Genomic DNA, 17,849 nt, shown 5'->3' with positions numbered 1-17,849 from the left:
AGAGAGGTGCGATGACAGCCCATTCTTCGTCGCTCAATTCGTGACGGCGCATGGCAAACTCCTTTCAAGGAGATTGAATCACACACCGCCAATAAGATGAACCCCGTTTATGAGGACACTGCCTAGTGCAGCGCCGTCGCCCGCCTGTCGAAACAGCGCATGCGCTCAGGCGGCGTTGCATTGTGGCCGTCACGCACTTCAGCCGCAAACTGGATCGAGCCGATCAGTTCGAGGTCGAATAGCGGTTTTGAAATCACCCCGAGCGTGCCGGGAATGCCGCTGGCGATCGCTTCCGGATTGGCGGTCATGAAGATGACCGTCAGCCCCCGAGCTGCAAGCTCACGGCCGATATCTGGCCCGGTCGGCCCGTCCTGAAGATGGACATCGACAAGCGCGATGTCGGCGTCGTCGCCGGCATCCAGTGCATCGGCCGAATTGGCCGCAATGCCTGCCACTTCATGCCCAAGCGCCAGCACGGCGTCCTCGATATGTAGCGCGATCAGCAGTTGATCTTCGACAACAAGAATGCGATGCGGCATCGGCCCCTCTTTGTTTTAGAGTCAGGTAAAATTCCCCATACGGACTTTTGTTCCACAACCTTCAAAAATTGATGCACGCGTGAGGTGAGTTCAGCCATGATCTTGCGCAAATCATTCTGCCCCGTCCCGCGAATCGGGTAGAAACATCCCCATGATTCGGAACCGCCCATGAGCCTTGCCTATCTTGACAAACTCAACGATGCCCAGCGCCGCGCCGTCGAGCACGGTGCGACGTATGCAAAGACGGGCGACAGCGGTCCGCTTCTGGTCATCGCCGGCGCCGGTTCCGGCAAGACCAATACGTTGGCGCACCGCGTCGCACACCTGATCGTCAATGGCGCCGATCCGCGCCGTATCCTGCTGATGACCTTTTCCCGCCGCGCAGCGTCTGAAATGGGCAAGCGCGTCGAGCGTATCTGCGGACAGGTGCTTGGCGCCAATGCCGGCGTTATGACCGATGCGCTCGCCTGGGCGGGCACCTTTCACGGGATCGGCGCACGCCTGATGCGGATCTACGCCGAACAGATCGGCCTCGACCCGGATTTCACCATTCACGACCGCGAAGACAGCGCCGACCTGATGAACCTCATCCGGCACGAGCTTGGCTTCTCCAAAACCGAAAGCCGTTTTCCCACCAAGGGCACCTGCCTCGCCATCTATTCGCGTGTGGTCAATTCGGAAGCCGCTCTCGGCGAGGTGCTGAAAACCTACTTTCCGTGGTGTGCCGCCTGGGAAGCGCAATTGCGCGAGCTTTTTGCCACCTATGTCGAATCCAAGCAGGCGCAAAACGTGCTCGATTACGATGACCTGCTTCTCTACTGGGCGCAGACCATGTCGGAACCACAGCTTGCCGCCGATATCGGCGCGCGCTTCGACCATGTTCTGGTCGACGAATATCAGGACACCAACCGCCTGCAATCGACCATCCTGATGGGCCTGAAACCCGGCGGGCGCGGCCTGACCGTGGTCGGCGACGATGCGCAGTCCATCTACTCCTTCCGCGCCGCCACCATCCGCAACATTCTGGACTTCCCGAAATCCTTCGAGCCTCCGGCCGACATCATCACGCTCGACCGCAATTACCGCTCCACCAACACGATCCTTGCGGCTGCCAATGGCGTGATCGAACTGGCGCGCGAACGGTTCACCAAGAACCTGTGGACCGAACGTCAGTCAGCCGAGCGCCCCCGCCTCGTTGCGGTGCGCGATGAAAACGAGCAGGCGAACTACATCTGCGAAAAAATTCTCGAAAACCGCGAAACCGGCATGACCCTGAAAAACCAGGCCGTGCTGTTCCGCTCGTCAAATCATTCCGGCCCGCTGGAAGTGGAACTCACTCGCCGCAACATTCCCTTCGTGAAATTCGGCGGCCTGAAATTTTTGGATAGCGCGCATGTGAAGGACCTGCTGGCAGCCCTTCGTTTCGCCCAGAACCCCCGCGACCGTGTCGCCGGTTTCCGGCTGATGCAGTTGATCCCCGGCGTCGGCCCGCAGACGGCTGGCAAAATTCTGGACGCCATCGCCACAGATCCCGAGCCGCTGGCAGCGCTGCAGGAAATCCCCGCCCCGCCCCGCAGCGGTGAAGACTGGACGACCTTTGTCGAGATGCTTTCCTCCGTGCGTCGAGGCGAAGGCTGGCCCTCGGAAATCGGCACGGCGCGCAACTGGTACGAACCGCATCTCAACCGCATCCACGAGGATGCCGAGACCCGCAAGGCCGACCTGTTGCAGCTGGAACAGATCGCTTCGGGCTACGTATCCCGCGAACGGTTCCTCACCGAACTGACGCTCGATCCGCCCAGCGCCACCAGCGATCAGGCCGGCGTGCCCTTGCTGGATGACGATTACCTCATCCTCTCGACCATCCATTCGGCAAAAGGGCAGGAATGGCGCTCGGTTTTTGTGCTGAACTGCGTCGACGGCTGCATTCCCTCCGATCTCGGTGTTGGCACCAGTGCGGAGGTGGAAGAGGAACGCCGCCTTCTCTACGTGGCGATGACCCGCGCCAAGGACAGTCTGGATCTCATCACACCTCAACGTTTCTTCACGCACGGCCAGCATTCACAAGGCGACCGGCACGTCTACGCGGCCCGCACCCGCTTCATCCCGGCAACGCTGTTGCAGTTTTTCGAAACCGCCGCATGGCCGGTGGTGGAGCCGATGTCGGAAGCGGAAAAGGCAGCGCGCAAACAGGTGCGCATCGATGTGACGGCGCGCATGCGCGGCATGTGGCGGTAACGACAAGGTTTCAAGAGAGATATGGAGGGGCGCAGCCTGCGCCTTCTCCCCGCATGCGGGGAGAAGGTCCGGAGCGACAGCGAGGGGATGAGGGGCAACCACAAGCGCTGAGGTCGCGGCTTCTGCCCCTCATCCGGCTACCGCCACCTTCTCCCCGTAAAACTGGGAGAAGGACGCAAGACCTCACGCCTCCGGCACATTCTCCTCCAGTTCCCTCAACCACACTCGCGCATTGCCATCGGACGGCGCGCGCCAGTCGCCACGCGGCGATAGCGAACCACCGGACGTAACCTTAGGCCCATTCGGCGAGGCCGAACGTTTGAACTGGCTGATGGTGAAGAATCGGAACAGAAACGTCTGAAGCCATTTCCGGATCGTCGCGAGATCGTATTCCCGACGCTTTTCATCCGGGAAATTCGGTGGCCACGCACCGGCGGCCACATCGCGCCAGGCATGATGCGCCAGATAGGCGATCTTCGATGGCTTCAGACCATACCGCGTCAAATAATAGAGCGTGAAATCATGCAGATCGTAAGGACCGATCTTGTCCTCGGTGCTCTGGATAACGCCATCCTCACCCGCCGGCACCAGTTCCGGCGAAATGATCGTGCCGAGCACGCGTTCCAGCGTGGCATTCGCCTCCGCGTCAAAACTGCCGCTATTGATGACCCAGCGGATCAGATGCTGGATCAGCGTCTTCGAGACCGAACCGTTGACATTGTAATGGCTCATCTGGTCGCCGACGCCATAGGTGCACCAGCCGAGCCCGATTTCCGAGAGGTCACCGGTGCCGAGCACGATGGCATTGCGCTGGTTGGCCGCGCGGAACAGAAAGTCGGTGCGTAGACCCGCCTGCACGTTTTCGAAGGTCACATCATAGACCGGCTCGCCACCGGAAAACGGATGGCCGAGATCTTTTAGCAACTGCAGCGCCAGCGGCTTGATATCCACCTCTTCCGCCGTGATGCCGATGCTGCGCATCAAAGACCAGGCGTTGCCGAGCGTTTCGTCGCCGGTGGCAAAACCCGGCATGGTGAAACCTAAAATATCGGTACGCGGCCAGCCGAGCCTGTCAAAGGCGCGCGCCGCCACCAGCAGTGCATGTGTGCTGTCGAGACCACCGGAGATGCCGATGCACAACCGTTTGATACCGGTCGCCTGCAGGCGCTTCATCAGGCCCTGGACCTGGATGTTGAATGTCTCGTAACAATCCTGATCGAGACGCGCCGGATCGGAGGGCACGAAGGGATACCGTGCGACAGACCGCTTAAGGCCGATATCGCCTTCCGGCGCGGCAAACTCGAAACCGATACGACGGAACGGCTGATCAGAGCGCAGCACCTTTTCGGCCGCATCCTCGAAGGTCACGGTGCGCAGACGCTCCAGCGCCAGCCGCTCGACATCGATATCGGCAACGCACATCTGCGAGCCTTCCGGGAAACGTTCGGTTTCCGCCAGAAGATCGCCGAGTTCGTAAATGCAGGCCTGCCCGTCCCAGGCGAGATCGGTGGTCGATTCGCCCGGCCCCGCCGCCGAATAGAGATAGGCGGCAATATTGCGCGACGACTGGTTCGCGCAAAGCTGCTTTCGCACATCAGCCTTGCCGACCGTGACATTGCTGGCCGAAAGATTGGTGAGAATGGTCGCCCCTGCGAGCGCGCCAAAATCGCTCGGCGGCGCCGGCACCCAGACATCCTCGCAGATTTCCACATGGAAGACGAAATCGGCAATGCGCCGGTCCTCGAACAAAAGATCAATGCCGAACGGCACGACCTGCCTCGCCACCGCAATCTCCTGACCACGCACCGTGCGGCCGGACGCAAACCAGCGCTTTTCATAGAACTCGCGATAGTTCGGAATATGGGTCTTCGGCACGACGCCGAGGATTTGTCCCGCATGAATGACGATGGCGCAGTTATAAAGCCGGCCGCGATGGCGCAGCGGCGCGCCGACCAGCAGAACGGGAATGAGATCACGGCTCGCCTCGACAAGTGTTTTCAGCGCCGTTTCGACGGCATCGAGAAGCGCCGCCTGCCCCAACAGATCGTCGATCGAATAACCGGAAATACCGAGTTCCGGAAAGACCATCAGCGCGACGCCCTGATCATGCCCTTGTCGTGCCAGTTCCAGCACCGCTTTTGCGTTGAAGTCAGGATCACCGATCTCGCAGGCCGGCGTGGCTGTGGCGACACGAACGAAACCGTGGGCATAGGCAGAATGGAAGTTCATCGGGCACTCCGGATTGCTTCGCTGCCTATTTAATGCTGCGGCGCGGCGCGGTCGAGAGCGATCTGACAGGATTGCCGGCTACCGGCGAATTGGAGCTTCCTGAGGAAACATTCTCGGGAGAGAAATACAATCAATGCGATAAATGGTGAATACATTCTCGCACTCGATTGACGCTATTGCTGCATTAGTATTTAGTTAATCGCGCATTAATTGCGCAAGGGGGCAAGGCATTGGTTGCAAACACCGATAGGCTGGATCGCCTGGACGATCTACGTTTTTTTGCGTGCTTCATGGTCCTTATTTTCCATATGCCATATTCTCCTGCGATTGGAGAAATCAAACTTCTCTTTTCGCAACTCGTCTTCTTCAAGGAAGGGCACTCAGGGGTTGCATTTTTTTGTACCATCAGCGGCTTTATTTTCGCACATCTCTATTACGACAGAGATATCAGATACGGCGAGTTCATAAAGCGTCGCGTCATGCGCATAGTCCCGCTTTTTGTCTTCGTCGCACTTCTCGGCTTAGCGTTGGATGGAACCTGGACTGCTGATCGAGTACTAGCTGCGCTTACAACAATCCATACGGGGCCTTTTGTGGGGTTCGCTGCCCCCGCTTGGTCTGTTCTCGTGGAGTTCCAATTTTATCTGCTGTTCCCGTTCATTGTCCTTTTTACCAAGCGATACGGCTGGTCCTACCTCGTGTTCTTAATCGTCATGTTCATTGGGCTGCGGTGGACGATCTGGCTGGGGCATGGCAAGGTACGGGATTTGAGTTATTTCACGCTTTATGGGCGAGCCGACCAGTTTCTAGCGGGCATGTTGACGGCATTTTCCGTAAAACACATTACCAAAAAGGAGTTTTCACCCCTTCTCGCATGGCTCATCTTTGCCATCGGAGCAGTGATCGTCACCCTGGCACTTATGAAGCTCTACCAAAAGGGCGGATTTATCGGAACTGAGAAGAAGCAGATTTGGATATTTTTGCCAACGCTGGAGGCGATCGGGTATTCGCTGATCATATCAGGCTACGTTCTTGGTGCGAAGGCAACCCAACGCGGTCGCGTTGGCAGTTTGATCAGCTATCTAGGCAGAATTAGCTACTCGACCTACCTGATCCATGCGTTCGTGATGTACGCGATGCGTGACATACTGTACATGGCACCGACATGGGAGATGGCCATCATCTATTTCCTCGTGATGGTCTACCCCGCCGTCGTACTCACCTCGATCGCAGTCTATAACCTGATAGAAAAGCCGTTCCTCGAGCTTCGACCTCCGCGACCTGAAAACACAATCAAGGCCCTGCCTGTCACCGAGGAAGCAGCACTTGCCAATCCACCGGTGCCGTTCAAGCTACGGTCGTAACGAGCGTCCGGAATAAAGCCGGGTGACCGAAATAGCGGCCTATGCGTTGATAGAGGTTCGGAAGGCTTACGCCGAAACCGGCGAAACTATATTGCCGCGCGGTTCAAAAAAATGATGTCGACCTACCTTGAGGGATTGCCAGACATGGTGTTTCTCCGGAGTTGGGTGGTGTCAGGTCATGAATTTACGACGCGCTGTTTAGTTACGCGCCTTGAATGGAATAGGGAAAAGTCCTCGCGCCAACTCCCCGATCAAGACCATGTTCATAGCCGCTCCAGGATGGATGTTCGCACTACCTATCGTTGGAACTGGTGCATTATCCATCCATCCCGCCTCACTGTGCGCCCTTGAAAACAGTGCAAGCGTGTCGAAATAAGCGCTGTTCGTATGCTTGGCGCCATTTTTGAGAATAGCGTTTACGCCACGCATCGTTTCGGTCGTCTGCTTGAATTCATCCAAATGATTATTAGCGGGGGGTTGCCCCAGGAAAAGGACTGAAAGCTCATTGGCAGATTTTTCCCGACGGATAATCGACAATGCTGCCGTGTGATTTTTTGCAATGTCCTCGTCAGACTGTAAAAGTGCCGCGACTTTCTCGTTGGTTCCGAAATTCACAACGAGCAGATCCACGTCAGCATGCGATCTGAGGAATTCTGTCACGCCCACTTTCAACCAATATTCTGAGTTCTGCGCTGAATAGCCAGTTGCAGTTACCTGTACGGGGTAGCCATTGCTGGCCTCTGTAAGGAGAGATTGCAGCGTGTATTCTGAAGACACCCCCTGCCCGGCCGCTTTGCTGTCACCGACAATATGAATTTTTACCGGACGGCCATCGGACCTCGACTGCACTAGCGCGCCATAGAACGCAGCCATGTTTTCGCGGCCACAAAGAGGATCGGCTATAGCCGAACCGGCAAAAAACATTATGACGAAAACGAGAGCAAGGCGCACGAGCGATGACCCTAATCAATATCCAGCGTAAAGTTGATACCGTCGAGCGAGACGGTGTCAACTGGTGCCTCAGTTGGCCTAGCCCCAAACAGGCAGAGGTTTACACGAAGGGCGCTGACAGAGCGAAGTTGGGGATTAGGTCTTCCAATAGGGTGGCCGAACGGGTGAAGAACGAAACTCCCCCAAACCTTGAACCCGCCCCCCTAGCAGAACCTCTAGGAAATAAGGCTTTTGGAAGGTGAATGGTGCCCCCGGCAGGGTTCGAACCCGCGACCCCCTGATTACAAATCAGGTGCTCTACCAACTGAGCTACAAGGGCATTGCATGTGCGAGTTAGCAGATTCTCGCTCACTGTAAAGCGAAAACTGCCGCACATCGGATTAACAACCGTCAAGCGCCGCATCATCCACAACATCAAAACCTTCAAGCATTCGATGCCTTTGGGTATCGGCAGCCTTGTCGCCCTCCGCTTTTTTCCTGTACCAAGGGCGGCCATGAAAGAAGGTGCCGTTGATGTCCCAGAAGAAAAGCCTCGCATTTTTGGCGTCCATCGCGCCCGAGGCGCAGGCCGCCCTCGAAGAACTGACCCGCATGTACGGCCAGACGCCGGTGGACGAGGCCGATGTCATCGTGGCGCTCGGGGGCGACGGTTTCATGCTGCAGACGCTGCATGACAGCATCAATTCTGGAAAACGCGTCTATGGCATGAATTGCGGTTCGGTCGGCTTTCTGATGAACGATTACCATGCCGACAATCTGCATGAGAGGGTATCGGCGTCGGTTGAAAATGCCATTCATCCGCTGCGGATGACCACGACGAATACGGACGGCACGACATCGGTGGCACTGGCCATCAACGAGGTCTATCTTTTTCGCCAAAGCTATCAGGCGGCAAAACTGCGGGTCGAAATCGACGGCAAGGTGCGGCTGGAGGAACTGATCTGCGACGGCCTGATGGTCGCGACACCTGCCGGCTCCACCGCCTACAATCTCTCCGCCCACGGCCCAATCCTACCGCTGGAGGCGCCGCTTCTCGCCATGACCCCTGTCAGCGCGTTTCGCCCTCGCCGCTGGCGTGGTGCGCTTTTGCCGAACCGCGTCTGCGTCGATATCCACATCCTCGAACCGGAAAAACGCCCGGTCAACGCGGTGGCCGACAATACCGAAGTCAAGTCGGTGCTGCATATCCGTGTCGCACAGTCGAAGGACATGAAGGCGCGCATCCTGTCCGACCCCGATCATTCCTGGTCCGACCGCATTTTGGCGGAACAGTTTTCAGATTGATTCCCAGCAAAAAAGGCGGCCTCCGAAGAAACCGCCTTTTCTATCTCACGTGCAATGACGCCAATCAGTCGAGATCGCCGCTGGCAACATCCGCCTTGCCGCTGATGCGGTGAGCAAGGGCTGCTTCCATGAACTCGTTGAGTTCACCGTCGAGAACGTCACCCGGCGCGGTGCTTTCCACGCCCGTGCGCAGGTCCTTGACCAGCTGGTAGGGCTGCAGAACGTAGGAGCGGATCTGGTGGCCCCAGCCGATATCGGTCTTGGAGGCCGCCTCGGCATTGGCCGCGTCTTCACGCTTCTTCAGTTCGGCTTCGTAGAGACGGGCGCGCAGCATGTCCCACGCCTTGGCGCGGTTCTTGTGCTGCGAGCGTTCCTGCTGGCAGGCCACCACGATGCCGGTCGGGATATGCGTGATACGCACGGCCGAGTCGGTCGTGTTGACGTGCTGACCACCCGCACCCGAAGCGCGATAAGTATCGATACGGCAATCGCTTTCGGCCACCTCGATATTGATCGAGTCGTCCACGACCGGATAAACCCAGATCGACGAGAACGAGGTGTGGCGACGCGCATTGGAATCGTAGGGCGAAATGCGCACGAGACGGTGCACGCCCGATTCGGTTTTCATCCAGCCATAGGCATTGTGGCCCTTGACGAGAATGGTGGCCGACTTGATGCCCGCCTCTTCGCCGTCATGGACTTCCAGAACCTCGACCTTGTAGCCCGAACGTTCGGCCCAGCGCGTATACATGCGCAGGAGAATGTTCGCCCAGTCTTGGCTTTCCGTGCCACCGGCGCCGGAATGCACTTCCACATAGGTGTCGTTGCTGTCGGCTTCACCCGAAAGCATGGCCTCGACCTGACGACGGTTGGCCTCAGTGCGCAGCGCCCGCAGCGCGTCCTCGGCGTCCTTGATGATCGCCTCGTCGCCCTCTTCCTCACCCATTTCGATGAGTTCGATATTGTCGTTGAGCTGCTGCTCCAGCGCTTTCACGCCGTTGATGCTGTCATCCAGCTGCTGGCGCTCGCGCATCAGCTTCTGGGCTTCGGTGGCATCGTTCCAGAGGTTCGGGTCCTCTGCCTTGTTGTTCAACCAGTCCAGTCGTCTTACCGCCTGATCCCAGTCAAAGATGCCTCCTCAGCAGGCTTATGGCCTGCTTGATTTCGTCGGTGACGTTGAGCATTTCGTTGCGCATATGCGTAGCTGCTTCCCGTATATTACTTGGAAATGAGGCCTGACATAGAGACGGCGGGCAAGGATGTAAACCCGCCCGCCGCGCAAGAGTAAGTCAGGGATGGATCAGAACAGGCCGCCGGCACCCGAGGTGACTGCCTGCTGTGCCTGCGGCGAGGTCCGCAGGATTTCTTCCGCCGGCATCGTGTCTTCCATGCCGATCACACTGAAGGTGTCGGACGGGCCGGTGCCGGGCTTGAAGGCTTCCACGATCGTGTCCGGCTCGCCTTCATTGGCGAACATGCCGGTCTTGCGGTTGACGGCGATGAACTGCATGCCCTGCGGCACCTGGAATTTGCCGGCCTCGCGGGTCTTCTCGGCGGCTTCCATGAAGCTGGCGAAAATCGGGGCGGCAAGGCTGCCACCGGTCGCGCCGCGTCCAAGCGTCGCCGGGTTGTCGAAACCGATGTAAAGGCCTGCCACCAGATCCGGCGAAAAACCGACGAACCATGTGTCCTTGCTGTCATTGGTGGTACCGGTCTTGCCGGCGATCGGGCGGTCGCTGATGTGTACCTTGCCGGCAGCGGAGCCGCGGGTCACGACACCTTCCAGCATCGATGTCACCTGATAGGCGGTCATCGGGTCGAGAACCTGTTCGCGGTTATCGGCCAGAACCGGCTCCTCCTGGTTTGCCCAGCTATTGGCATTGCAGCCTTCGCAGGTGCGCTCCTCATGGCGGAAGATCGTCTTGCCGTAACGGTCCTGAATGCGGTCGACCAGCGTCGGCTTGATCTGCTTGCCGCCATTGGCGATGACCGAATAGGCCGACACCATGCGCAGAACGGTGGTTTCACCCGAACCCAGCGCCATCGGCAGGTAAGGCGCCATCTTGTCGTAAATGCCGAAACGCTCGGCATATTCGGCGACAAGGTCCATGCCCATGTCCTGCGCCAGACGAACGGTCATCTGGTTACGCGACTTTTCGATACCGGTACGCAGGGTCGAAGGACCACCGCCATCCTCGCCGCCATAGTTGGTCGGGCGCCAGACTTCGTTGCCGGACACGACCTCGATCGGCGCATCCATGATGACAGATGCCGGCGTATAACCATTGTCCATGGCCGCCGCATAAACGAACGGCTTGAAGGACGAACCCGGCTGGCGCATCGCCTGCGTCGCGCGGTTGAACTCGGACTGCGCGTAGGAGAAGCCCCCGACCATGGCGAGAACTCGGCCGGTATGCGGGTCCATGGCAACAAGAGCACCCTGAACCTTCGGCGGCTGACGCAGGCGATAGCTGCCCTGCTTGCCGGAAAGCGGCTCGACATAAACAACATCACCGGCCTTCAGCACGCCTTCGGGAGAACGCGCGGTCTTGCGTTCGCCCGCCGCATCGCGATAGGCCCATTTCATGTTTTCGGCATCGATGTGACCGCGCTCGCGGTCCTCGACAACCTTGCCACCGGCAGCCGTGTCGGGCTGAAGACCGATATCGACGCCCGTTGCCGAAACGGCCGTGACGACCGCAAGCTTCCATTCGGGCACGTCACGCAGCGCCGGGATTTTTGCCAGTTCAGGTCCCCAGTCGCCGCTGGCGGCAATTTCCTTTACCGGACCATGGAAACCACGGCGCTCGTCGTAATCGACCAGACCACGCTGGAGGGCGGTACGTGCCTGCAGCTGCATGTCCGGATCGATCGACGTGCGCACCGAAAGGCCGCTCTCGTAAAGCGCCTTGTCGCCATACTTGCCGATGATCTGGCGGCGGACTTCCTCGGCGAAGAAATCGGTACCGAGCAGCGACGGACCGCTGCGGCGCAGGGTCACGCCCAGCGGATGCGTCTTGGCTTCGGTCGCATCCTCGACGGTGATGTAGCCGTTTTCGGCCATGCGATCGATGACCCAGTTGCGGCGCTCCAGCGCTGCCTTTTCATGGCGGAACGGGTGATAGTTGGCCGGGCCCTTGGGCAGCGATGCGAGATAGGCCGATTCGGCGATCGTCAGTTCGGTCACCGACTTGTCGAAATAGGTCAGTGCTGCACCGGCAATGCCGTAGGAGTTCATGCCGAAGAAGATCTCGTTCAGATAAAGCTCGAGGATCTTGTCCTTGGAATAGGTCTGCTCGATACGGAAGGAGAGGATAGCCTCCTTCACCTTGCGGTCCATCGTCTGGTCGGCTGACAGAAGGAAGTTCTTGGCCACCTGCTGGGTGATGGTGGAAGCGCCTTCGGGACGACGGCCCGAACCGATGTTCTGGATGTTGTTGACGATGGCGCGGCCGAGACCGGTGATATCGACGCCGGGGTGATTGTAGAAGTTCTTGTCTTCCGCCGACAGGAAAGCCGCCTTGACGCGATCCGGCACGGCCTGGATCGGCAGGAACAGGCGACGCTCGCGCGCATATTCCGCCATCAGTGCGCCGTTGCCGGCATGCACGCGGGTCGCGACCGGCGGCTCGTAGGAATTGAGGACTTCATAGTCCGGCAGATCGCGGGTCACGCCGACCAGATAAACGGCCGCGGCCCCCGCCACTGCGAGAAAGAGCACGCAGCCCAGTCCGAACATGTATCCAATCAATCTGATCATCAGGCGCTACCGTCTATCGTCGTAGGATGCAAAAAAGCACAATCGCATATTTTCTGGCGTTTTGCACGGCAAGGCCCAAGAGTACAAGCCTTTGCGCGCATTCGCGACATCTGCGCCCACAGCACGCGCCACGGGCACCATTCAAAATCGTCGCTCACAGTACCGGGCCGAATAACCGTTTGAATGTGAGTAAAATAGGGCTTGGCGACGTTATTCCCAAGGCATGTCAGCCGGATAGTCGGCGCGGTGTGGTAGATACGGCACTCCCATCACGATCGCGGCACCGTGATCCTTCGGCTTTCAACCGCCATCGGCCATGGCACGCCCGCGATATTGCAAAACAGCTTCCGCGATCAGGCCAGTTACCTTTTCCCGCCATTTTTCATCCAGCAGCAGTTTTTCGTCCTCGACATTGGACAGAAAACCCAGTTCCAGCAGCACGGACGGAATGTCCGGCGCGCGCAGAACCTGGAAACCGGCAGAGCGGCGCGGATTGTTGATCAGCCCCACCTGCCCCTCGAACGATGAAACAACCCGATCGGCCAGCGAGATGGAAAAGGCCTGCGTTTCGCGACGGGTCAGATCCATCAGGATATCGGCCACTTCAGGCGGCCCGTCCTGCAGGCTGTAGCCGGCTAGCTGGTCGGACAGGTTTTCACGCGCAGCCAGATTTTCCGCCATGCGGTCGGATGCCTTGTCCGACAGCGTGTAGACGGTGGCCCCGCGAATATCCTTTTCGCGCAGCGTATCGGCATGCAGCGAGATAAACAGATCGGCCTTGCCCTGACGCGCCAGCGTCACGCGCTCGGAGAGCGACAGGAAATGATCGTCCTCTCGTGTCAGAAAGGCCTTCATGCCGGCCTTGCCGTCGAGCTTGGCCTGCAGCGCCTGCGCGAAAGCCAGCGTGATGGCCTTTTCCTGCACCTTGCCATCGGCACCAGTCGCGCCCGCGTCGATACCGCCATGGCCGGCATCGATCGCGATCGTGAAGACATCGTCCTTGGCTTCCGAAATCGCATTGACGTCGCCGGGCGTATCCCAGACCTGCTTGCGCACCATTTCGACGAAAGCCTTGTCGGTGGTCATCTCGGCATCGAGCACGAGGCGATAACCGTGATCGTCGTTTTTCTGCACCTCGGCCACGACAAGCTTGACCGGCCGAATGGCCGTCAGCACCAGACGCGCACTCGCCTCCCCCATCGCACCGTAACGAATGTCCTTGAACAGGCCGCGCGCCGTCAGGTCCTGCGGAGAGAACCCAAAGGCCGTTGCCGACAGGTCGATCACCACCCGGTCGGGATTGGAAACATAATGCACGGAGAAGGTCGGCTTGCCGTCGAAATCCAGCACGACGCGGGTGCGCGCATCGTCGCCCGCAATACGCGCGCCAAAGGCCAGCAACGGCTTTTCGCCCTGTTCGCTTGCGGCTGCCTGCGCAAGGCGCGGCCCACCGGCAAATGTATCGCCGAAAATCATCGGTGACAGCGCCAGCAAAGACAAGATAGCGCCACGACGCATGCAGCGAATCAGTAGCTCACCGCCGCGCGGCCCGCAGGCACCCATTATCTCAGTCTTCATTCCCGCCGCCAAATACTACCCCAAATTTGCGAATGAACGCCCCGATGCGTCTTTCCACAGCCCTCGATCCCACACGATCGAAGGACTAGCTCATCTGCTCGATACCTTTGTGCCGGCTCTACCGCGAGTGGCAAACATGCATTTGCGCAAAATATCTGGAGTTTTTCGTTCGAGTTCGATGTTTTTTCGTCGATCACACTCGCCGAAAGGCAGCTGCGCACCATATTTCAGCGCGCCTTCCGATCACCGCGAATCATGTCTGACGGCTGTCATATATCAAGGCGCAGGAATTGATCTACAATAAGGCATGGCCGGCTTTTCCCTTGCCATAGCAACAATTAAAACATAAAAGACAAAGAAGGGTCAAAGTGTTGACGGGATAGGACTGCCACGGCAGCCAGCCGATAAGGACCTGGCGCCACACACGGTCATCCATCCGTCGTCGCTGCACTTTGCCTCTGAAACACTATCCGCACCGGCGGTGGCCGGAACAGTACCCAGTCGCGGGCATCGTATCGCTCGCACGGAGCATATTCATCGGACCCATCAGGGTCTTCACGTATCGTCATTCTCGTCTGGTCTTAGATGTCGCGGCACGTTTTTCAAAACCTGGAGATGCTGAGGGAGCCACAAGCCCCGACGGCTATCGGGTTGCGGTCGCCACGGATGTACCCTGCGGGAATAATCTTATCCGGCGCAACAACCGCGACGCATGATCGGCCTGTCCTTGCGACAGGCATCCGTGCCCCTGCGCGTTTGCGCCGAGGAGCACATATTCAATGGCAGACAAAATGCTTATCGACGCGTCTCACGAAGAGGAGACGCGGGTCGTAGTCGTCCGGGGTAACCGGATTGAAGAATTCGACTTCGAATCGCAGCACAAGAAGCAGATCCGCGGCAATATCTATCTCGCCAAGGTGACGCGCGTAGAGCCTTCGCTGCAGGCCGCCTTCGTGGATTACGGCGGCAACCGTCACGGCTTCCTCGCCTTCGCGGAAATCCATCCCGATTATTATCAGATCCCGCTGGCCGACCGTCAGGCCCTGAAACAGGCCGAAGCGGAAGAGCAGCAGCGCATTGCCGATGCGGATGCCGCCGACCCGATCGTTGACCCTGCGCTGCAGGATCAGCCGGATATCGGCCTGCCGGCAGCCGTGGTCGAACAGGTTGAAGCCGCACTCGGCGAAGAGCCTGCCGAAACCGCACCGGTGGCTGAGGAAGCCCAGCCGGAAGTCGCAGCCGAGGCTGTTGCCGAAGAAAAGCCGAAAAAGCCGCGCCGCAGCCGCGCCCGCAAAAAGGTTGCCGAGGAAGAAGCGCCTGCCGCTGCTGTTGCTGACACTGAGGCCAGCGCTGAAGGCAATGACGACGACAGCACGCCGGGCGAAATGGCTGCCATGGTCGAAACCGATTCGATTTCGGAAGAAGTCGAACCCCGCGGCCGCCGTCGTGATGACGACGATGATGACGACGACGACAACCACGAGAAGGAAGAAATCGAATCCGTCGGCGCCGAAGACGCCATGGAAGAGGTTCCGGATCGCATCCAGCGCAAGCCGCGCAAGCAGTACCGCATCCAGGAAGTCATCAAGCGTCGCCAGATCCTGCTCGTTCAGGTCGCCAAGGAAGAACGCGGCAACAAGGGCGCGGCTCTGACCACCTACCTGTCGCTCGCCGGCCGTTATTCTGTCCTGATGCCGAACACCGCACGTGGCGGTGGCATTTCGCGAAAAATCACCCAGCCGACCGACCGCAAGCGCCTGAAGGAAATCGCACGCGATCTCGAAGTGCCGCAGGGCATGGGCGTGATCCTGCGCACCGCCGGCGCCAACCGCACCCGCGTCGAGATCAAGCGCGACTTCGAATACCTGATGCGCCTGTGGGAAAACGTCCGCACGCTGACGCTGCAGTCGACGGCTCCCTGCTTGGTCTATGAAGAAGGTTCGCTGATCAAGCGCTCCATCCGTGACCTCTACAACAAGGACATCAACGAGATCATCGTCTCCGGCGAAGAAGGCTATCGTGAAGCGAAAGACTTCATGAAGATGCTGATGCCGAGCCATGCCCGCGTCGTTCAGCCTTACCGCGACATGCACCCGATCTTCTCGCGCTCCGGCATCGAAGCGCAGCTCGATCGCATGCTGCAGCCGCAGGTGACGCTGAAGTCCGGTGGTTACCTGATCATCAACCAGACCGAAGCTCTGGTTGCCGTTGACGTCAACTCCGGTCGCTCCACCCGCGAGCACTCGATCGAAGACACGGCGCTGCAGACAAACCTGGAAGCGGCTGAAGAAGTCGCCCGCCAGCTGCGCCTGCGCGACCTTGCCGGCCTGATCGTCATCGACTTCATCGACATGGAAGAAAAGCGCAACAACCGCGCCGTCGAGAAGAAGCTGAAGGATTGCCTGAAGAACGACCGCGCCCGTATTCAGGTCGGCCGCATCTCGCATTTCGGCCTTCTAGAAATGTCGCGCCAGCGCATCCGCGCCTCGGTTCTGGAATCGACGACGCAGGTCTGCTCGCATTGCGGCGGCACCGGCCACGTCCGTTCGCAGTCCTCCATCGCCCTGCACGTGCTGCGCGGCATCGAGGAATACCTGCTGAAAAACACCACGCACGACATCACCGTGCGCACCACACCCGAGATCGCGCTCTACCTTCTGAACCACAAGCGTCAGACGGTCATGGATTACGAAAAGCGCTTTGGCGTCTCGATCTTCATCGAATCCGACCACAATGTCGGCGCCACGCACTTTGCCGTCGATCGTGGCGAACCGGTCGAAAACCCGGTCAAGATCGAAAGCCTGATGCAGTTCGCGGCCATTCCGGTCGAGGACGAGGATGACGATATCGTCATCGAGGACGAGATCGACGAAGAGGAAGAAGTCATCGAGGCCGCTTCCGCTCCGGCCCAGCAGGCCCGTAGCGAAGACGGTGAGAACGGCCGCAAGCGCAAGCGCCGTCGCCGCCGTCGTGGCAAGAACGGCGACCGCAATGGTGACGCACAGGCCCAGTCTGCGGATGGCGATGCCATTTCCGATGATGCCGACGAAGACGGTGAGGATGGTGACGACGACGCCACCGAAGGCAAGGCTTCCGCTGAAGCCGCCGAGGGTGACGAAGGCGCACGCCGCAAGCGTCGCCGTCGTGGCAAGCGCGGTGGCCGTCGCAATCGCACGGATGAAGAAGGCAATATCGTCGAAGCTTCTGGCGAAGACGATGGTGACGCCGACGTAAGCGACGCCGAGGGCGAACAGCAGGCAGAACCGGCCGTTGCGGTTGAAGCTGTCGAACCTGCCGCCGTTGCCGAAGTAGCTGCTGAGGCTGCGGAAGAAGCATCGGCAGACGCCAAGAAGCCGCGCCGTACGCGTCGTGGCAAGGCAGCCGCCGCACCGGCAGAAGAAGCGGTCGCTGAACAGGCAGCCGCAACGGAAGAGCCGGCTCCGGCTGCTCCCAAGGCGCGCGCCTCCCGCAAGAAGGCCGCACCGAAGGTCGAAGCCGTTGTCGAGGCTCCGGTCGTCCCGGTCGCCACTGCCGAAGAGACAAAGCCTGCAGACGTCGCACCTGTCGCAGCCGTTGAAGAGGCACCCGCCGTGACGGAAGATGCGGAAGCAGCAAAGCCGGCCCGCGCCAATCGTGGCGAAAACGTCTCCTCCTCCGACCCGGTCGTGAAGTCTACCGCTTCGGAACAGAAGCCAGCAGAAGGCGAAGAAAAGCCGAAGAAAGCCGGCTGGTGGCAGCGCCGCGGCTTCTTCTAAGCCGTAAAATATGAACACCACAGACGGCCGCCATCGTGCGGCCGTTTTTGCATTCTCTTAGGCCTTTACTGAATGCGGTCGCGATGAGCCTGATTTTGCGGTTTCCACATGCGCGGCGCTGGCTTAGTCTCGCACACCACGACGATTGATT

At 59.2% G+C, this 17,849-nt stretch carries 10 protein-coding genes and 1 tRNA gene; 4 read left to right on the top strand and 7 right to left on the bottom strand.

Going from position 1 to position 17,849, the window contains the following annotated elements; translation table 11 throughout:
* Positions 1-122 precede the first annotated feature (122 nt).
* Positions 123-539, bottom strand: coding sequence for a response regulator (locus tag ACRQ1B_RS26150; RefSeq protein ID WP_432297042.1), 417 nt, complete (start codon positions 537-539; stop codon positions 123-125).
* A gap of 168 nt (positions 540-707) precedes the next feature.
* Between ACRQ1B_RS26150 and ACRQ1B_RS26145 the strand changes: the two genes are divergently transcribed.
* Positions 708-2,777: an ATP-dependent helicase gene (locus tag ACRQ1B_RS26145; RefSeq protein ID WP_432297041.1), complete on the top strand. Its 2,070-nt coding sequence runs from the start codon at positions 708-710 to the stop codon at positions 2,775-2,777.
* A gap of 183 nt (positions 2,778-2,960) precedes the next feature.
* Here ACRQ1B_RS26145 and ACRQ1B_RS26140 read toward each other — a convergent pair whose 3' ends face one another.
* On the bottom strand, positions 2,961-5,006 hold the full coding sequence (locus ACRQ1B_RS26140) for an NAD(+) synthase (RefSeq protein WP_432297040.1): 2,046 nt from the start codon (positions 5,004-5,006) through the stop codon (positions 2,961-2,963).
* 230 nt (positions 5,007-5,236) lie between these two features.
* Here ACRQ1B_RS26140 and ACRQ1B_RS26135 point away from each other — a divergent pair, with 230 nt between their 5' ends.
* Positions 5,237-6,370 (top strand): acyltransferase family protein, encoded by a 1,134-nt coding sequence (locus tag ACRQ1B_RS26135; RefSeq protein ID WP_432297039.1) that lies wholly within the window; start codon positions 5,237-5,239, stop codon positions 6,368-6,370.
* Positions 6,371-6,568: 198 nt separating this feature from the next.
* Here the strand turns inward: ACRQ1B_RS26135 and ACRQ1B_RS26130 are convergent, their stop codons facing one another.
* Together ACRQ1B_RS26130 and ACRQ1B_RS26125 are read right to left on the bottom strand one after the other, a co-directional pair.
* Positions 6,569-7,321: an SGNH/GDSL hydrolase family protein gene (locus tag ACRQ1B_RS26130; protein WP_432297038.1), complete on the bottom strand. Its 753-nt coding sequence runs from the start codon at positions 7,319-7,321 to the stop codon at positions 6,569-6,571.
* Positions 7,322-7,564: 243 nt separating this feature from the next.
* Positions 7,565-7,640 (bottom strand) — tRNA-Thr (locus ACRQ1B_RS26125).
* 194 nt (positions 7,641-7,834) lie between these two features.
* On the opposite strand from ACRQ1B_RS26125, the gene ACRQ1B_RS26120 reads away from it, so the two are divergent.
* A complete protein-coding gene (locus tag ACRQ1B_RS26120) occupies positions 7,835-8,605 on the top strand; it encodes an NAD kinase (RefSeq protein WP_432297037.1) in 771 nt (256 codons plus the stop codon).
* 64 nt (positions 8,606-8,669) lie between these two features.
* Here ACRQ1B_RS26120 and prfB read toward each other — a convergent pair.
* The 3 genes from prfB to ACRQ1B_RS26105 form a co-directional block, all read right to left on the bottom strand.
* A protein-coding gene (prfB, locus tag ACRQ1B_RS26115; RefSeq protein WP_432297036.1) for a peptide chain release factor 2 occupies positions 8,670-9,801 on the bottom strand; the annotation gives its coding sequence in 2 pieces (ribosomal slippage) (positions 8,670-9,731 and positions 9,733-9,801; 1,131 coding nt in all).
* A 104-nt stretch (positions 9,802-9,905) separates the two neighbouring features.
* Positions 9,906-12,365 (bottom strand): penicillin-binding protein 1A, encoded by a 2,460-nt coding sequence (locus ACRQ1B_RS26110; RefSeq protein ID WP_432297035.1) that lies wholly within the window; start codon positions 12,363-12,365, stop codon positions 9,906-9,908.
* Between the two features lie 300 nt (positions 12,366-12,665).
* On the bottom strand, positions 12,666-13,841 hold the full coding sequence (locus tag ACRQ1B_RS26105; protein ID WP_432297056.1) for an N-acetylmuramoyl-L-alanine amidase: 1,176 nt from the start codon (positions 13,839-13,841) through the stop codon (positions 12,666-12,668).
* A gap of 881 nt (positions 13,842-14,722) precedes the next feature.
* Here ACRQ1B_RS26105 and ACRQ1B_RS26100 point away from each other — a divergent pair.
* The gene (locus ACRQ1B_RS26100) at positions 14,723-17,698 is read left to right on the top strand and encodes an Rne/Rng family ribonuclease (RefSeq protein ID WP_432297034.1); all 2,976 of its coding nucleotides are present in this window, start codon (positions 14,723-14,725) and stop codon (positions 17,696-17,698) included.
* The last annotated feature ends 151 nt before the right edge of the window (positions 17,699-17,849 follow it).

The organism is Endobacterium panacihumi (genome assembly GCF_050847465.1).
In the GTDB taxonomy this organism is placed as follows: domain Bacteria; phylum Pseudomonadota; class Alphaproteobacteria; order Rhizobiales; family Rhizobiaceae; genus Neorhizobium; species Neorhizobium panacihumi.
The sequence above is the reverse complement of the archived record's forward strand: the minus strand, read 5'-3'. Positions and strand labels throughout refer to the sequence as shown.

Coding starts and splice junctions, on each gene's coding strand:
- ACRQ1B_RS26150 (WP_432297042.1), bottom strand. CDS start 539: ATGCCGCATCGCATTCTTGTTGTCGAAGATCAACTGCTGATCGCGCTA.
- ACRQ1B_RS26145 (WP_432297041.1), top strand. CDS start 708: ATGAGCCTTGCCTATCTTGACAAACTCAACGATGCCCAGCGCCGCGCC.
- ACRQ1B_RS26140 (WP_432297040.1), bottom strand. CDS start 5,006: ATGAACTTCCATTCTGCCTATGCCCACGGTTTCGTTCGTGTCGCCACA.
- ACRQ1B_RS26120 (WP_432297037.1), top strand. CDS start 7,835: ATGTCCCAGAAGAAAAGCCTCGCATTTTTGGCGTCCATCGCGCCCGAG.
- ACRQ1B_RS26110 (WP_432297035.1), bottom strand. CDS start 12,365: ATGATCAGATTGATTGGATACATGTTCGGACTGGGCTGCGTGCTCTTT.
- ACRQ1B_RS26105 (WP_432297056.1), bottom strand. CDS start 13,841: ATGATTTTCGGCGATACATTTGCCGGTGGGCCGCGCCTTGCGCAGGCA.
- ACRQ1B_RS26100 (WP_432297034.1), top strand. CDS start 14,723: ATGGCAGACAAAATGCTTATCGACGCGTCTCACGAAGAGGAGACGCGG.